Source organism: Agromyces sp. NPDC056965, from assembly GCF_042673425.1.
In the GTDB taxonomy this organism is placed as follows: Bacteria; Actinomycetota; Actinomycetes; order Actinomycetales; family Microbacteriaceae; genus Agromyces.
In genome coordinates this window covers 1-15,849 of the sequence record NZ_JBHURI010000035.1, presented here as the reverse complement: position 1 = coordinate 15,849, position 15,849 = coordinate 1, and the positions used below count along the sequence as shown (strand labels likewise).

Here is a 15,849-nt window from a genome sequence, read left to right as displayed (position 1 = left end):
CGCATGGGGGATGCCCCGGTGCCGACCTTCCGACCGTGGTACCACGCCGTCGGCACCTGCAGCCGATGCGCCGGGCGGTGCGCGTTCCTAACGTGGAGACAGTGCCCCGTTCCACTCCGCTCGCCTCCCCGTCCGCCTCGTCATGGCTCCGTCACCCGGCCGCCGCTGCGCTCCGCCTGGGAGGTGGCGGCCTGGTGCTGCTCGCCCTCGGCATGATGTGGGCGTCGCGCATCATCTTCCCGGGCGACACGTACGTCAGCGGCCTGGGCGCTGCGAGCGAGATCACCTCGGTCGCCTTCAACGTGTCCCTCGCGATGGTCGCGCTCGGCGGTGCGGCGTCGGCGATCGGGCTCTGGGGCCTTCGCAGCGGCCGCGGGCTGTTCGGCGCGGTGGCGGTGAGCACGAGCCTGCTCGCCGCGAGCGCCATGTTCGGGGTCGGGGCGGCCGTGCCGTGCAGCACCGGCTGCCCGATCCCGCTGACGCCGGGCGCGGCTCCGCAGGATCTCGTGCACACGACGGCCGCGGTGCTCGGCTTCGCGCTCGCCGGAGTCGCGATCATCCAGACGCTCCGGTTCGGCCGGGTCTACGCGGCGCTCGCCGTGCCGTGCCTCGTGCTCGTGATCGCGGCGGCGTCGGCCGGCGGCATCCTCTCGCTCGTCGGCGTCGCCACCGGGCTCGGAGGATGGCTCGAGCTCATCGCGACGACGTCGGCGCTCCTCTGGCTGACCGTCGTGTCGCTGACGACCCAGCACCGCATCACGACCGCATCGCTGCTCCGACGATCGATGGCGGATTCCCAGACCCCGGCCGCCTCCCGCCCAATAGGCTGGACGGGTGGCGCACCGCATCTACATCTGCTCGGCTGAAGGCAACACGGGGAAGTCCACCGTGGCGCTCGGCGCACTCGACACCCTGACCCATCGCGCGACCCGGGTCGGCGTGTTCCGGCCGATCGCACGATCGACCGACGAACGCGACTACGTGCTCGAGCTGCTGCTCGCCCACGAGGGCGTCGTGCAGATCCCCTACGACGACGCGGTCGGCGTGGGCTACGACGACGTGCACGCCGACCCCGAAGGGGCGCTCGCGACCATCGTGAGCCGCTTCAAGGCCGTTGAAGACCGCTGCGACGCGGTCGTCATCATCGGCTCCGACTTCACGGATGTCGGCAGCCCCACCGAACTCGCCTACAACGCGCGCATCGCCGCGAACCTCGGCGCGCCCGTGCTCCTCGTGCTCGGCGGCCGGGTCGGGCAGGGGCAGGGGCGCAGCCGCTCGGAGCGGCTCGGCTACTCCGACGCGCGCAGCCCCGAAGAACTCGCCCAGCTCACGGAGCTCGCCGTCGAGGAGCTCGAGCGCGAGCACGCGACGCTGCTCGGCATCGTCGCGAACCGCGCCGACCCCGAGCGGCTCTCCGAGATCGTCGAGGCGATGGCGTCGGCCGCGCGGCCGAACAGCGCGTCGGTCGCCGCCGGGCGCGGCGCCGGGGCATCCGTCGCCACCTGGGCGATTCCCGAGGACCCGTACCTCGTCGCCCCCTCGATGCGCGCCATCATGGAGGCCGTCGACGGCACCCTGCACGCGGGCGATCCCGAGTTGCTGAACCGCGAGGCGCTCGGCGTCATCGTTGCGGCGATGTCGATGGAGAACGTGCTCACCCACCTCACCGAGGGTGCAGTGGTCGTCGTGCCCGGCGACCGCAGCGAGGTGCTGCTCGGAGTGCTCACCGCGCACTCGAGCGCGACCTTCCCGTCGCTCTCGGGCATCGTGCTGAACGGCGGCATCCCGATCGCCGAACAGGTCGACCGGCTCGTCGACGGTCTGAAGGCCGGGCTGCCGATCATCCGCACCGAGCTCTCGAGCTACGACACGGCGCTCGCCATCACGCACACCAGGGGCCGGCTCGCCGCTGAGTCGCAGCGCAAGCGCGACACCGCGCTCGCCCTCTTCGAGAAGCACATCGACGGGCAGGCGCTGCTCGACCTGCTCGAGGTCGCGCGCCCCGAGGTCGTGACACCGCTCATGTTCGAGTACGACCTGCTCGAGCGGGCCAGGCAGACCCGCAAGCGCATCGTGCTGCCCGAGGGCTACGACGACCGGGTGCTCCGCGCAGCGGCGACCCTGCTCGCCCGCGACGTGGCCGACCTCACGATCCTCGGGGAGGAGATCGAGGTGCGCTCGCGTGCGATCGGGCTCGGCCTCGACATCTCGAAGGCCGAGGTGCTCTCGAACCACGACTTCGTGCACGTCGCCCGCTTCGCCGAGGAGTACCAGCGGCGGCGCGCGCACAAGGGCGTCACGCTCGAGCAGGCCCGCGAGACCGTGCAGGACGTGTCGTACTTCGGCACCATGATGGTCGAGCTCGGCCTCGCCGACGGCATGGTCTCGGGCGCGGCGCACACGACGGCGCACACGATCCGGCCGTCGTTCGAGGTCATCAAGACGAAGCCCGGGGTCGACGTCGTCTCGAGCGTGTTCCTGATGGCGCTCGCCGACCGTGTGCTCGTCTACGGCGACTGCGCCATCGTGCCCGACCCGACCGCCGAGCAGCTCGCCGACATCGCCATCTCGTCGGCGGCGACGGCGGCGCAGTTCGGCATCGAGCCGCGCATCGCGATGCTCTCGTACTCCACTGGCGAGTCCGGTTCGGGCGCCGACGTCGACAAAGTGCGCCGGGCGACCGCGCTCGTGCGCGAGCGCGCACCGCAGCTCGCGGTCGAGGGGCCGATCCAGTACGACGCCGCGGCCGACGCCGCGGTCGCACGCACGAAACTGCCCGAGTCGGATGTCGCGGGGCGGGCGACGGTCTTCATCTTCCCCGACCTCAACACCGGCAACAACACGTACAAGGCGGTGCAGCGCTCCTCGGGGGCGGTCGCGATCGGGCCGGTGCTGCAGGGCCTGCGGAAGCCGATCAACGACCTCTCGCGCGGCGCCCTGGTGCAGGACATCGTGAACACCGTGGCGATCACGGCGATCCAGGCAGCAGACCCGGCATGAGCGTCGTGCTCGTCGTGAACTCGGGGTCTTCGTCGCTGAAGTACCAGCTCATCGACGTCGAGGAGTCGGAGACGCTCGCGAGCGGGCTCGTCGAGCGCATCGGCCGCGGTGTCGGCCACGCGAGGCACCGTCACGAGGGGCCCGAGAACGACAGCCTCGGCTCCACGTGGGACGCGGCCGTCGAGGTCGCCGACCACGAGGCCGCGTTCGCGGTGATGCTCGAGGCGTTCGCGGCGCACGGCCCGTCGCTCGAGGCGCACGCGCCGATCGCGGTCGGGCACCGGGTCGTGCAGGGCGGTGCGCGGTTCTTCGAGCCGACCGTCATCACGCCGCTCGTGAAGATCAACATCGACGAGCTCTCGGCGCTCGCGCCGCTGCACAACCCCGCGAACCTCGAGGGCATCGAGGCGGCGCAGCGCGCGTTCCCCGACGTGCCGCATGTCGCCGTCTTCGACACCGCGTTCCACCAGACGATGCCGCCGGCCGCGTACACGTACGCGATCGATCGCGAGCTCGCGGCGAAGCACCGCATCCGCCGCTACGGGTTCCACGGCACCTCGCACCGCTTCGTCTCGCGGGCGGCGGCGGCCTTCCTCGAGCGCCCCGTCGAGGAGCTGCGCATGATCGTGCTGCACCTCGGCAACGGGGCGTCGGCCTGCGCGGTCGCCGAGGGGCGCTCGATCGAGACGAGCATGGGCATGACGCCCCTCGAGGGCCTCGTCATGGGCACCCGCTCGGGCGACATCGACCCCGCGGTGCTGCTGCACCTCGAGCGCCGGGCCGGGCTCGACGCCGACGGCCTCGACCGGCTGCTGAACTCGCAGAGCGGCATCCTCGGACTCAGCGGCCACGCCGACATGCGCGACCTCGTCGGGGCGAAGGAGTCGGGCGACGAGGCGTCGGCGCTCGCGCTCGACGTCTACGCGCACCGCGTGCGCTCCTACGTCGGGGCGTACGCCGCGCAGCTCGGCCGCGTCGACGCGATCGTCTTCACAGCGGGGGTCGGCGAGAACTCGCCCGTGGTGCGGGAGCTCGCGCTCGCCGGTCTCGAGGGCTTCGGCGTCGAGCTCGACGCCGGGCGCAACCTCGAACGCGGTTCCGAGGCCAGGCGCATCTCGACGGATGCCTCGAAGACCGCGGTGCTCGTCGTGCCGACGAATGAAGAGCTCGAGATCGCCCGTCAGACCCTGGAGCTCGTCGGCGCCTGACCCGGAGGCGATGTCCGCCGCGGTCGTCTGCGGCGGCGTGCAACTATTCACAAGAACCATTGCACAAGAGTTCTTGTGGAACTATGCTGGCGGCATGAACGACCCACGCGAGACCATCGACCTGCACGACGCCGGCGCCATGCGAGCGCTCGCGCACCCGATGCGACTGCGCATCCTCGGCCTGCTGCGGGTCGAGGGCCCGAGCACGGTCGGCGCACTCGCCGAGCGCACCGGCGAGGCGCCGGGTTCGGCGAGCTACCACGTCGCGACCCTCGCCAAGCACGGCTTCGTGGTCGAGGCGCCCGAGCTCGCCCGAGACAAGCGCGAGCGGTGGTGGCGGGCCGCGCACCTCATCACGAGCTGGCGCACCGAGGAGTTCCTGGGGGACCCCGAGGCCCACGCGGCATCCGATGCCATGCGGCGCGTCGTGCTCGACTCGTACCACCGTGAACTGCTCGAGGCGATCGACGCCGAGGCCGACCTCGAGCCCGAGTGGGTCGCCGCCTCCGACTCGAGCGACGGCGCAGCCCGCCTCACGATCGACGAGTTCCGCGAGCTGAACGCCGAGCTCGACGCGGTGCGCGAGAAGTGGTGGGGCGTCGGCCGCGAGCCGCGCCCCGGCACGAGGGCCGTGCGCTGGATGACCCACACCTTCCCGAGGCCCGAGCGATGACGAACGACACCGACGCCGAGGCGACCGCCGACACGACCGCCGACCGGGCCACGACGGATGCCCCGCGCCGCCGCACCCCGCTCGTCGCCCTCTTCGCCGCGCAGCTCTTCTCGCTCTCCGGCAATGCGATCGCGCTCATCGCGATCCCGATCATCGCCCTCACCGAGACGGGTTCCCCGCTCGCGGCCGGCGTCGCCGGCGTGTTCGCGACCGTGCCGCTCGTCATCGGCGGCGCACTCGGGGGAGTGCTCGTCGACCGATTCGGCTACCGCACCTCCTCGATCGTCGCCGACGTCGCGAGCGGCGTCACCGTGCTCGCGATCCCCGTGCTCGCGGCGACCGTCGGGCTGCACTTCGGCGTGCTCCTCGCCCTCGTCTTCCTCGGCGGCCTGCTCGACGCTCCCGGTGACACGGCGAAGACCGTGCTCATGCCCGACCTCGCCGAGCTCGCCCGGGTGCCGCTCGCCCGTGCCGCCGGCGCGCAGTCGACCGTGCAGCGCACCGCCACGATGATCGGCGCGGGCGTCGCCGGCGCCCTCGTCGCGCTCGCGGGCCCGATGCCGGCGCTCGTCGTGGACGCAGCGGGCTTCGCGGTGTCGGCGCTCCTCGTCGTGTGCTTCGTGCCGCGGCGAGCCGCGGCATCCGTCGCCGATGGCGATGCGCCCGTGCAGGGCGGTTTCGTGGCCGGCATCCGCTTCATCGCCGGCTCGCCGCTGCTGCGCTCGATCGTGTTGCTCGTGACGCTCACGAACGCGATCGACGCGGCGGGCATGACCGTGCTGAAACCGGTGTACGCCACGCAGGTGCTGGGCGACCCAGCAGTGCTCGGGTTCATGGTCGGATGCTTCGCGGCCGGCGCCCTCACCGGGTCGGCGCTCTTCGCCGCCGCCGGCCACCGCTACTCGGGCCGGGTGGTCTTCGCCCTGTGCTTCGTGCTGGCGGGCACACCGCCGTACCTCGCGATGGCGCTCGGCGCGCCGGTTCCCGTGCTGCTGCCGATCCTCGCGCTCTCGGGCCTCGCCGCCGGAGCGCTCAACCCGATGATGGCGACCGCGATGTACGGGCTCGTGCCCGACGGCGTGCGCGCCCGCGTCTTCGGGGCGATGACCGCGGGCGTCGCGGCCTCGATGCCGCTCGGCGCCTTCCTCGGCGGCCTGTCGGTCGAGCAGTTCGGACTCGCGCCGACGCTGCTCGCATGCGCGATCGTCTACCTCGTGCTCGGATCGAGCCCCCTCTACCTGCGCTCGTTCTCGGGGCTCGCCGCAGCTCGCACCCCTACGGGGGTACGGGGTGCGAATGGCTCACCCGTGTGATGCGATCGCGAGAATCGTGTTCGTACGCTCGCTGCACGGTCGACACCGACCGGTGAAGCACACCCCCGAAACGTTCGTCTGAGTTCCATTCGCACCTTCGGATGACGAGATGAGCGCGCATGAGCCTGCAGGTCGTAGAACGCCCCGACGGAGCCCTCGGCACCATGTCGCCCGTGATCCTCACGGCGGGTCGCCGACGCGAGGGCGTGGATCCGGCGCAGAGCGGCTTCGCGCAGCTCTCCCGTCAGATCAAGGCCGAGGGCCTGCTCGACCGATTCGTGGGCTTCTACGTGCGCAAGGCCGTCTTCTGGGCCGTCGTGCTCGGCGCCGCGGTCGCGGCATCCGTCATGATCGGCGACTCGTGGTGGCAGCTCGTCGTGGCCGCCGCACTCGGCGTGATCTTCACCCAGTTCGCCTTCATGGCGCACGAGGCCTCGCACCGGCAGGTCTTCCGCTCGGGACCGGCGAACGACTGGGCGGGCCTCATCCTCGCGAACTTCGTCGTCGGCATCAGCTACAGCTGGTGGATGAACAAGCACACGCGCCACCACGGCAACCCGAACGTGATCGGCCGCGACCCCGACATCGTGAAGGACACGATCTCCTTCCTCGAAGAGGACGCTGCAGAGAGCCGCGGGCTCGTGCGCATGATCACGCGCAAGCAGGGCTACCTGTTCTTCCCGCTGCTGCTGCTCGAGGGCATCAACCTCCACGTGCACGGCATCCGCCACGTGCTCGGCAAGGGCGCGGTCAAGCGGCGCGGCCTCGAGATCACGCTCATCGCGGTTCGCCTCGTCGGCATCTTCGCGCTCGTCTTCTGGGCGTTCCCGCCGCTGCTCGCCACCGTCTTCCTGCTCGTGCAGCTCGGCGTGTTCGGCGTCTACATGGGCGCCTCGTTCGCCCCGAACCACAAGGGCATGCCGCTCATCCCGCGCGGCGTCCGCGTCGACTTCCTCGAGCGCCAGGTGCTCACGAGCCGCAACATCCGCGGCGGACGGTTCATGGACTCGTTCATGGGCGGCCTGAACTACCAGATCGAGCACCACCTCTTCCCGAGCATGGCGCGGCCGGCGCTCGCTCGCACCCAGGAGATCGTGCGCGAGTACTGCCGCGAGAACGACGTGCGCTACACCGAGACGGGGCTCGTCGAGTCGTATGCGATCGTCATCGCGTACCTCAACCGGGTCGGACTCGCCGCACGCGACCCGTTCGACTGCCCGATGATCAACTCGTACCGCCGGCGCGACTGACGAGGCACCGGCGCGCGCGCCGAGCCTGAGACGTCAGCGTGCGAGTCGCGCGCAGTCGATGCAGAGCTCGGCCGTGGGCCGCGCCTCGAGGCGCGGCACGGTGATGCGCTTGCCGCAGTTCCTGCAGAAGCCGTAGCTGCCGTCGTCGATGCGCGCGAGGGCATGGTCGATGTCCGCGAGCTCGGCGCGCGCGTCGGCGAGCACGGCCGTGCGCTGCGACCACTCCTGCGTCATCGTCGGGCCCTCGGGGTCGTGCTCGTCGTCGGCCGATGCGCCCGACCTCGCGGCCCGCACCTCGGTCATGACGTCGCCGAACTCGGCGAACCTGCCCTCCGCATCGGCCCGCTCCTGCAGGAGTATCGCCCGGAACCGATCGAGCTGTGCCTGTGTCATCGTCGACAAATCGCGCCCCTTTCCGATTCCCGCATGGTACGCCCCCGACGACCGGACATGGTGTCGGACGCGGCAACTACGATTGATGCGTGGTCACCGCCCTGTATCGCCGCTACCGGCCAGAGACGTTCGCCGAGATGATCGGCCAGTCCCAGGTGACGGAGCCGCTCATGACGGCGCTCCGCACCGATCGTGTCAATCACGCCTACCTGTTCAGCGGTCCCCGCGGCTGCGGCAAGACCACGTCGGCGCGAATCCTCGCTCGCTGCCTCAACTGCGCAGAGGGCCCGACGGATGTCCCGTGCGGCGTCTGTCCCAGCTGCGTCGAGCTCGCTCGTGGCGGTGGCGGGTCGCTCGACGTCGTCGAGATCGACGCCGCGAGCCACAACGGCGTCGACGACGCGCGCGACCTGCGCGAGCGCGCCGTGTTCGCCCCGGCGCGCGACCGCTTCAAGATCTTCATCCTCGACGAGGCCCACATGGTCACGCCGCAGGGCTTCAACGCGCTGCTGAAGCTCGTCGAAGAGCCGCCCGAGCACATCAAGTTCATCTTCGCGACGACCGAGCCCGACAAGGTGCTCGGCACCATCCGCTCGCGCACGCACCACTACCCGTTCCGCCTCGTGCCGCCAGGGCCGATGCTCGAGTACGTGCAGCAGCTCTGCACCGAAGAGGGCGTCGACGTCGCGCCGGGCGTGCTGCCCCTCGTCGTGCGCGCCGGCGGCGGTTCGCCTCGAGACACGCTCTCGCTCCTCGACCAGCTCATCGCGGGGTCCGACGGGCCGACGATCGACTACGAGCGCGCGGTGGCGCTGCTCGGCTACACCCACGGCGCGCTGCTCGACGAGGTCGTCGACGCGATCGGCGCGGGCGACGCGGCCGGGGCCTTCGCCGCGGCCGACCGCGTCGTGCAGACCGGCCAGGACCCCCGGCGCTTCGTCGAAGACCTGCTCGAGCGGCTGCGCGACCTCATCGTCGTCGCCGCCTCCTCGCCCGAGACGGCCGCTGCGGTGCTCCGCGGAGTACCCGAAGACGAACTCGCCCGCATGGCGACCCAGGCCGCGGCGTTCGGCCAGGCCGAACTCTCGCGAGTCGCCGACCTCGTCAACCAGACCCTCACCGAGATGACCGGCGCCACCTCGCCGCGCCTGCACCTCGAACTCATGCTCGCGCGCGTGCTCGTGCCGGCGGCCGACGACACCGAGCGCGGCGCCCTCGTGCGCGTCGAGCGGCTCGAACGTCGGGTCGGCGTGGCCGATGCCGTCGGGGCGGCCCCCGAAGCGCCTGACGCGCGACCTGCTGCCCGCCCCCAGCCGACGGCCACGGCGGCACGGGTTCCGGCCGAGCGTGCGGTGACGCCGGCACCGGTCGCCGCACCGTCGTCGGCGCCGGCCGCGCCTGCCGACGCCGTGCCTGCGGCGGCGCCCGCGCCGGCGACGTCCGAGACGGCCGCGCCCGTGCAGGCCGAGCCCGTGGCGCCCGAGCCCGTTGCGCCCGCCAGACCCGTCGGACCGGTCACGCTCCAGCAGATCCGCGATGCCTGGCCCGAAGTGCTCTCCTCGCTCCAGCGCACGAAGCGCAGCGCCTGGATGGTGGCGTTCACCGCGCAGGTGCGCGACTTCCGCGACGGCGACGTGCTCGTCCTCGCATTCCCGAGCGAGCACGACGTCGCGGGCTTCCGCGGCGGTGCGCCCGGGCAGAGCGTCAGCGAACTGCTCCGCGGCGCCATCGTCGACGTGCTCGGCGTGCGGGTGAAGTTCGTCGCCCGGGTCGACGGCGCCGGTGGCGCGCCGGCCGGCGGTGCTCCGGTCGCCACCCCGCCGGCGCTCGCGACCCCGCCTGCACCGGTGCCGCCGTCGACGCGGCCGGCGGGCCCCGCGAGCGACTCGGCGTCGGGCTCGGCGAAGCCGGCAGCGGCCGAGACCTCTGCCGCTGACGCACGCCCGACGGCGTCCGCGTCGGCGACACGCTCGGCACCCGGTTCCGGCTCGCAGTCGAGCGCGCCGGCCCCGAGCTCGCCGGCTCCATCCGGTCCCGTCGACTCGTGGGCGACCGTGGCCATCCCTCGCGACCCGGGCGAGAGCGACGGGGCCGAGTCCGCGCAGTCGGGCGGCCGTACCGCGACGGCGCTCGCCGAGCGGCCCGTACCGGCGGCGATGGCGCCCGTCGCGGAGGCATCCGTCGCGTCGGCACCCGCTCGCGTCGACGTCGGCGATCTGCCCGACGACGCCGATGCGCCGCCCGAAGACGAGGAACCGCCGTTCGATCCCGGGCCGGAGCCCGAGTCGATCTACGACGCGGCCGCACCCGTCGCGGCCGCCGCGCCGGTTGCGGCATCCGCTGCCCCGGCTGCTCCCGCGCCCGCCGCCGACCGCGCTCCCAAGCGCGCCACCCGCCCGCAGGCGACCACCAACGACGGCGGCATCCAGCGCTACGGCGAGGCCGTCGTGCGCGAGGTGCTCGGGGCGACCTTCCTCGAAGAGGTCGAAGCTCCGTCGCGGCCCGGCTTCGGGGAGCGTGGCTGATCATGTACGAAGGCATCGTCCAAGAACTGATCGACGAACTCGGTCGCCTGCCGGGCATCGGGCCGAAGTCCGCCCAGCGCATCGCGTTCCACATCGTGCAGACCGAGCACTTCGACGTCAGTCGACTGGCCGAGATCCTCATGCAGATCCGCGACAAGGTGCGGTTCTGCGAGATCTGCGGCAACGTCTCCGAAGAGGCGACGTGCGGCATCTGCCGCGACCCGCGACGCGACCCTGCGCTCATCTGCGTGGTCGAGGAGGCGAAGGACGTCGTCGCCATCGAGCGCACCCGCGAGTTCCGCGGGCTCTACCACGTGCTCGGTGGAGCGATCAGCCCGATCGACGGCATCGGCCCCGATGAGCTGCGCATCCGCCAGCTGATGCAGCGACTCGCCGATGCGACGGTGACCGAGGTCATCATCGCCACCGACCCGAACCTCGAGGGCGAGGCGACCGCGACCTACCTCAGCCGTCTGCTCTCGACCCTCGAGATCCGTGTCACGCGTCTCGCCTCGGGTCTGCCCGTCGGCGGCGACCTCGAGTACGCCGACGAGGTCACCCTCGGGCGGGCGTTCGAGGGGCGCCGCGTCGTCGGCTGACGCACGCGCCCTTGACGGTCCGCTCGCCCGCCGATAGAACGGAGCAATGGCGAGCAGGGGTGCGGAGTGGGTCGCTGGGTACGTCGCGGCATGGGAGTCGAACGATCCGGCCGAGATCGGAGCGCTCTTCACCGATGACGCCCGGTACTTCACGAGTCCCGATTCGGAGCCGAGAGTGGGCCGCGACGCGATCGTCGCGGGCTGGCTCGAAGACCTCGACGATCCCGGCTCCTGGGCGTTCGACTGGCGCCTCGTGCACGAGGACCACGACTTCGTCGTGATCCAGGGGCGCACCGTGTATCCGGCCGAGCGCGACTACCTGAACCTCTGGATCGTCCGCCTCGCGGACGACGGCCGGGCCACCGAATACACCGAGTGGTACATGGCGCGGTCGCACAAGGGCTGAGCGAGCGCCGAACCCGCCTCAATCGGTGAGCGGACCTCGACCGGCGGTGCGGGACATGCCCCCGAACAGGGGGTGAGGAAAACTCACATTAGGTCTTGTGGCGGCATCCGTCGTTCGGAAGGCTGTGCCCTGTGCGGCATCCGTCGCGCCGAATCCTCCTCCGGGGAGTTTCCCATGTCTCGCAGACTTCGTTCGATTCCTGCCGCGGTCACCGCGATCGTCGGCCTCAGCCTCTTCGTCGTGGCCGTGCCACCGGCCAACGCGGCTCCGCCCGGCTCCGACCCGGTGCCGGTGGCGACCGGGCTCAACAATCCACGGCAGATCTCGGTCGGCCCGGGCCAGCGCCTCTACGTCGCCGAAGCCGGCACGGCCGATTCCTGCGGCCCCATTCCCGGGGCTCCGGCGGAGTTCCAGGTGTGCGGCCTGACCGGATCGGTGACCGAGGTCAGCGGCTCCGACCAGCGACGGGTCGTGACCGGGCTGCCCGCGATGAACTTCAACGGCGAGGTCATCGGCACCTCCGACGTCGACGTGCGCGGCAACACGATCACCGTGTTGATCGGCGGCCTGAGCGGCGCCGCGATAGCGCGCGACGCCCTGCCGGCCCAGTACGCCGCCCTCGGCACACTGCGCACGGGGCGGCTGCAGTCGGCGCCGATCACCGGAGCCGACCTCGCCCTCGCGGCCGACCTCAACGCCTACGAGGTCGCGAACAACCCCGACGGCAACGTCCCGCCCGACAGCAACGCGGTCGGATTCACGGCCCTGAACTCCAAGAACTGGGCGGTCACCGACGCGGGCGCCAACGACCTGCTCACCGTCGGCACGCGCGGTGAGAGCACCGTGGCGGTGTTCCCCGATGGACCACCCGTGCCGAACCCCTTCGGCCCAGGCCTGATCGCGCCGCAGGCGGTTCCGACCGATGTCGTGGTGGGCCCCGATGGCGCGTACTACGTGTCGCAGCTGACGGGATTCCCCTTCCCGACCGGCGGATCGACGATCTGGCGCGTGACCGCTGACGGGCAGGTGTCGGCATACGCCACCGGCCTCACGATGGTCACGAGCCTCGCCTGGAGGGGCAACACGCTCTACGCCGTGCAACTCGACGACGCGAACTTCTTCGACGGGCACGTCGGCTCGCTGCGCAAGATCACGGCGGGCGGCTCGGTGCACGAGGCGGTGGCCGCGAACCTGTCGGCACCGTACGGCGTGGCGATCCGCGGCAACTCCGCGTTCCTCACGATCGACTCGGTCTCCGCGGGAGACGGCTCCGTGATCCGGGTCGACCTCCGCTGAGCGGCACTCGCCGCCCCTATCGCAGCACCTCGACGAGCACGACCCATGCCATGAGCAGGGCGGCGACGATGCTGAGCACCGAGCCGACCGCCATGGCGATGAGTCCGGCCTCGGCTGCGCCGACGATGACGAGCACGGCACCGGTGAGGAACGCGGCGACCGGCAGCACTCCCGCGATGCTCTTCAGCACCCGATCGAGCGGCGAGACGAAATCCTCGCGCATGACCACCCGGATCGCGTGCACCTGGAAGAGGCCGGCCAGCAGTGTCGCGACGAGCACCTCGATGCCGTAGGCCGCGACGGGCTGACCGGGGATCAACCCGAACGCGCTCGCCGTGATCGCCAGCACGAGCGCCGCGATCGAGGAGGCGGCGCGCGGCGGCAGCGTGACCGATTTCATGATCTCGGCGATGTTCACCGACATCGCCACGATGAGCAGGCCCGCGAGGGCCGCGGTCGCGCCCACCATCGCGACGTTGAACTCCGACCAGCTCGCAAGCGGCTCCGACATGGGAACACGCTACCGCCGCCTCGGCGAACGTCACATAGCCGGGCGGGTATGCGGGCCCGCCGTATGATGGTGCTTCCGGCGCCGGCCACCCGAGCGGCAGCCAGCAAACCACCCCTGGGAGACCACGTGAGCTTGATCGTGCAGAAGTTCGGCGGGTCGTCCGTCGCCGACGCGGAGAGCATCAAGCGGGTCGCCAAGCGCATCGTCGAGACCCGCAAGGCCGGCAACGACGTCGTCGTGGCGGTCTCCGCGATGGGCGATTCGACCGACGAGCTGCTCGACCTCGCGAACGAGGTCACGCCGCTCCCGGCGCCGCGCGAGCTCGACATGCTGCTCTCGGCGGGCGAGCGCATCTCGATGGCGCTGCTCGCGATGGCGATCAAGGGCATGGGCCACGAGGCGCGCTCGTTCACGGGCAGCCAGGCCGGCATGATCACCGACGCCACCCACGGCGCCGCCCGCATCGTCGATGTCACCCCGGTGCGGCTGCGCGAAGCGCTCGACGATGGCGCGATCGTCATCGTCGCCGGCTTCCAGGGCTTCAACCGCGACACCCGCGACATCACGACGCTCGGCCGCGGCGGCAGCGACACGACCGCCGTCGCCCTCGCGGCGGCCCTCGACGCCGACGTCTGCGAGATCTACACCGATGTCGACGGGGTCTTCACCTCCGACCCCCGCATCGTGAAGAAGGCCCGCAAGCTCGACAAGATCACGAGCGAGGAGATGCTCGAGCTCGCGGCATCCGGAGCCAAGGTCCTGCACATCCGCGCAGTGGAATACGCGCGCCGCCACGGCGTGACCCTGCACGTGCGCTCGTCGTTCAACAACAGCGAGGGGACCGTCGTCTACGACCCCGCGCGCCTTCCCGAAGGAGAAGCTGTGGAAGAGTCCGTCATCGCAGGTGTCGCGGTCGATCTGACCGAGGCGAAGATCACGGTCGTCGGCGTTCCCGACAAGCCCGGCGTCGCCGCGAAGATCTTCAAGATCGTCGCGGGCACGAACGCGAACGTCGACATGATCGTGCAGAACGTCTCCGCCGCCTCGACCGGCCGCACCGACATCTCGTTCACGCTGCCGAAGTCCGAGGGCGAGCGCGCGCTCACGGCCCTCGCCGGCTCGCAGGAGGCCATCGGCTTCCTCTCGCTGCAGTACGACGACCAGATCGGCAAGCTCTCGCTCGTCGGCGCCGCCATGCGCTCGGCCGCGGGCGTCTCCGCCCGCCTCTTCGAGGCGCTCTACACGGCGGGCATCAACATCGAGATGATCTCGACGAGCGAGATCCGCATCTCGGTCGTCACGCGCGCCGACAGCGTGCACGCCGCCGCTCGCGCCGTGCACTCCGCGTTCGAGCTCGACGGCGACGACGACGCGGTCGTGCACGGCGGCACCGGGCGCTGATCGCCTGAAGAACGGCGAGCGGATGCCGCATCCGCTCGACCATCGAAATCCTCGCGGATCCCGCGGCAATCCTGCCAAGGTTCCGCGAACCGCCGGGCGGCGCCGCCCGGGCTGGGACAATGGAAGAACGCTTCCCGGTGGCCGAGCGGCTGCCGGGTGATGGAGGAGTGCACGTGGGCAACACCAACGGAGTGAACATCGGCGTCGTCGGCGCCACCGGTCAGGTCGGCGCGGTCGTGCGGCGCCTGCTCGAGGAGCGCGACTTCCCGGTCGCCTCCATCCGCTACTTCGCCTCGGCCCGTTCCGCCGGAACGACGCTGCCGTGGAAGGGCGAGGAGATCGTCGTCGAAGACGCCTCGACGGCCGACCCGAGCGGTCTCGACCTCGCGATCTTCTCCGCAGGTGCCACCCTCTCGAAGGCCCAGGCGCCGCGCTTCGCCGCCGCCGGCGTCACCGTGATCGACAACTCGAGCGGTTGGCGCATGGACCCCGAGGTCCCGCTCGTCGTCAGCGAGGTGAACCCGCACGCGATCGACCAGGCCGTGAAGGGCATCATCGCGAACCCCAACTGCACGACGATGGCCGCGATGCCCGTGCTGAAGGTGCTGCACGACGAGGCCGGCCTCGAACGACTCATCGTGAGCACGTACCAGGCCGTCTCGGGCGCCGGCCTCGCGGGCGGTGAAGAGCTGCTCGAGCAGACCCGTGCCGCCGTCGCGCAAGACGCGATCGCCCTCGTGCAAGACGGTTCCGCGGTCGAGTTCCCCGTGGCCGAGAAGTTCCCCCGCACGATCGCGTTCGACGTGATCCCGCTCGCCGGCTCGATCGTCGACGACGGCGACCTCGAGACCGACGAAGAGAAGAAGCTCCGCAACGAGAGCCGCAAGATCCTCGAGCTGCCCGGCCTCCGCGTCGCGGGCACGTGCGTGCGCGTGCCCGTCTTCACCGGCCACTCGCTCTCGCTGCACGTCGAGTTCGCGAACGAGATCACGCCCGAGCGCGCGACCGAGCTGCTCGCAGCGGCCCCGGGCGTCGAGCTCTCCGACGTGCCGACCCCGCTGCAGGCGGCCGGCACCGACCCGAGTTACGTCGGCCGCATCCGTCAGGATCAGTCGGCGCCCGAGGGCAAGGGCCTCGTGCTCTTCGTCTCGAACGACAACCTGCGCAAGGGCGCGGCGCTGAACGCGGTGCAGATCGCGGAGCTCGTGGCGGCCAAGCTGCCCGCGGCGGTCTAGCGCCCCCTGAACGACGGATGCCCCGTGGCCGATCGGCCA

Annotated in this window: 14 protein-coding genes; 12 read left to right on the top strand and 2 right to left on the bottom strand. The window is 71.4% G+C overall.

Translation table 11 applies throughout. From position 1 onward, the window contains the following. Window positions 1-101: 101 nt before the first annotated feature. The 6 genes from ACFTQE_RS10710 to ACFTQE_RS10685 all read left to right on the top strand — a co-directional run bounded on the left by ACFTQE_RS10710 (window position 102) and on the right by ACFTQE_RS10685 (window position 7,444). The gene (locus ACFTQE_RS10710; RefSeq protein ID WP_376925047.1) at window positions 102-866 is read left to right on the top strand and encodes a hypothetical protein; all 765 of its coding nucleotides are present in this window, start codon (window positions 102-104) and stop codon (window positions 864-866) included. Continuing rightward, window positions 835-3,000 carry a phosphate acetyltransferase gene (gene pta, locus ACFTQE_RS10705; protein ID WP_376925046.1) on the top strand — a complete coding sequence of 722 codons (2,166 nt, stop codon included), beginning with the start codon at window positions 835-837 and terminating at the stop codon, window positions 2,998-3,000. The genes ACFTQE_RS10710 and pta overlap by 32 nt, the downstream gene beginning before the upstream one ends. Continuing rightward, entirely contained in the window at window positions 2,997-4,208 is a 1,212-nt protein-coding gene (locus ACFTQE_RS10700) for an acetate/propionate family kinase (protein ID WP_376925045.1), read from the top strand. Before pta ends, ACFTQE_RS10700 begins: the two co-directional genes overlap by 4 nt. Window positions 4,209-4,302: 94 nt before the next feature. Next, window positions 4,303-4,881, top strand: a complete 579-nt coding sequence (locus tag ACFTQE_RS10695) for an ArsR/SmtB family transcription factor (protein WP_376925044.1) — start codon at window positions 4,303-4,305, stop codon at window positions 4,879-4,881. Continuing rightward, the gene (locus tag ACFTQE_RS10690; RefSeq protein ID WP_376925043.1) at window positions 4,878-6,194 is read left to right on the top strand and encodes an MFS transporter; all 1,317 of its coding nucleotides are present in this window, start codon (window positions 4,878-4,880) and stop codon (window positions 6,192-6,194) included. The genes ACFTQE_RS10695 and ACFTQE_RS10690 overlap by 4 nt, the downstream gene beginning before the upstream one ends. Before the next feature lie 119 nt (window positions 6,195-6,313). Then, window positions 6,314-7,444 (top strand): fatty acid desaturase family protein, encoded by a 1,131-nt coding sequence (locus ACFTQE_RS10685; RefSeq protein WP_376925042.1) that lies wholly within the window; start codon window positions 6,314-6,316, stop codon window positions 7,442-7,444. Between the two features lie 33 nt (window positions 7,445-7,477). On the opposite strand, the gene ACFTQE_RS10680 is transcribed toward ACFTQE_RS10685, so the two are convergent. Further along, window positions 7,478-7,837, bottom strand: coding sequence for a TraR/DksA family transcriptional regulator (locus ACFTQE_RS10680; protein WP_376925041.1), 360 nt, complete (start codon window positions 7,835-7,837; stop codon window positions 7,478-7,480). Window positions 7,838-7,926: 89 nt separating this feature from the next. Between ACFTQE_RS10680 and ACFTQE_RS10675 the strand changes: the two genes are divergently transcribed. From ACFTQE_RS10675 to ACFTQE_RS10660, 4 genes are all read left to right on the top strand, one after another. After that, the gene (locus tag ACFTQE_RS10675; RefSeq protein ID WP_376925040.1) at window positions 7,927-10,362 is read left to right on the top strand and encodes a DNA polymerase III subunit gamma and tau; all 2,436 of its coding nucleotides are present in this window, start codon (window positions 7,927-7,929) and stop codon (window positions 10,360-10,362) included. A 2-nt stretch (window positions 10,363-10,364) separates the two neighbouring features. Beyond that, window positions 10,365-10,961 (top strand): recombination mediator RecR, encoded by a 597-nt coding sequence (recR, locus tag ACFTQE_RS10670; protein ID WP_074258434.1) that lies wholly within the window; start codon window positions 10,365-10,367, stop codon window positions 10,959-10,961. A 46-nt stretch (window positions 10,962-11,007) separates the two neighbouring features. After that, window positions 11,008-11,367, top strand: coding sequence for a nuclear transport factor 2 family protein (locus ACFTQE_RS10665; protein WP_376925039.1), 360 nt, complete (start codon window positions 11,008-11,010; stop codon window positions 11,365-11,367). Between the two features lie 174 nt (window positions 11,368-11,541). Next, window positions 11,542-12,663, top strand: a complete 1,122-nt coding sequence (locus ACFTQE_RS10660) for a ScyD/ScyE family protein (RefSeq protein ID WP_376925038.1) — start codon at window positions 11,542-11,544, stop codon at window positions 12,661-12,663. Window positions 12,664-12,679: 16 nt separating this feature from the next. Here the strand turns inward: ACFTQE_RS10660 and ACFTQE_RS10655 are convergent, their stop codons facing one another. After that, window positions 12,680-13,174, bottom strand: coding sequence for a hypothetical protein (locus ACFTQE_RS10655; protein WP_376925037.1), 495 nt, complete (start codon window positions 13,172-13,174; stop codon window positions 12,680-12,682). 126 nt (window positions 13,175-13,300) lie between these two features. Here ACFTQE_RS10655 and ACFTQE_RS10650 point away from each other — a divergent pair, with 126 nt between their 5' ends. Both ACFTQE_RS10650 and ACFTQE_RS10645 read left to right on the top strand, forming a co-directional pair. Then, entirely contained in the window at window positions 13,301-14,575 is a 1,275-nt protein-coding gene (locus ACFTQE_RS10650) for an aspartate kinase (protein WP_376925036.1), read from the top strand. Window positions 14,576-14,748: 173 nt separating this feature from the next. After that, on the top strand, window positions 14,749-15,810 hold the full coding sequence (locus tag ACFTQE_RS10645) for an aspartate-semialdehyde dehydrogenase (protein ID WP_375834706.1): 1,062 nt from the start codon (window positions 14,749-14,751) through the stop codon (window positions 15,808-15,810). Window positions 15,811-15,849: the final 39 nt, after the last annotated feature.

Bases quoted from the DNA above. Each gene is read 5' to 3' on its own strand.
- ACFTQE_RS10700 (WP_376925045.1), top strand. From the start codon at position 2,997: ATGAGCGTCGTGCTCGTCGTGAACTCGGGGTCTTCGTCGCTGAAGTAC.
- ACFTQE_RS10695 (WP_376925044.1), top strand. From the start codon at position 4,303: ATGAACGACCCACGCGAGACCATCGACCTGCACGACGCCGGCGCCATG.
- ACFTQE_RS10690 (WP_376925043.1), top strand. From the start codon at position 4,878: ATGACGAACGACACCGACGCCGAGGCGACCGCCGACACGACCGCCGAC.
- ACFTQE_RS10685 (WP_376925042.1), top strand. From the start codon at position 6,314: ATGAGCCTGCAGGTCGTAGAACGCCCCGACGGAGCCCTCGGCACCATG.
- ACFTQE_RS10680 (WP_376925041.1), bottom strand. From the start codon at position 7,837: ATGACACAGGCACAGCTCGATCGGTTCCGGGCGATACTCCTGCAGGAG.
- recR (WP_074258434.1), top strand. From the start codon at position 10,365: ATGTACGAAGGCATCGTCCAAGAACTGATCGACGAACTCGGTCGCCTG.
- ACFTQE_RS10665 (WP_376925039.1), top strand. From the start codon at position 11,008: ATGGCGAGCAGGGGTGCGGAGTGGGTCGCTGGGTACGTCGCGGCATGG.
- ACFTQE_RS10660 (WP_376925038.1), top strand. From the start codon at position 11,542: ATGTCTCGCAGACTTCGTTCGATTCCTGCCGCGGTCACCGCGATCGTC.
- ACFTQE_RS10655 (WP_376925037.1), bottom strand. From the start codon at position 13,174: ATGTCGGAGCCGCTTGCGAGCTGGTCGGAGTTCAACGTCGCGATGGTG.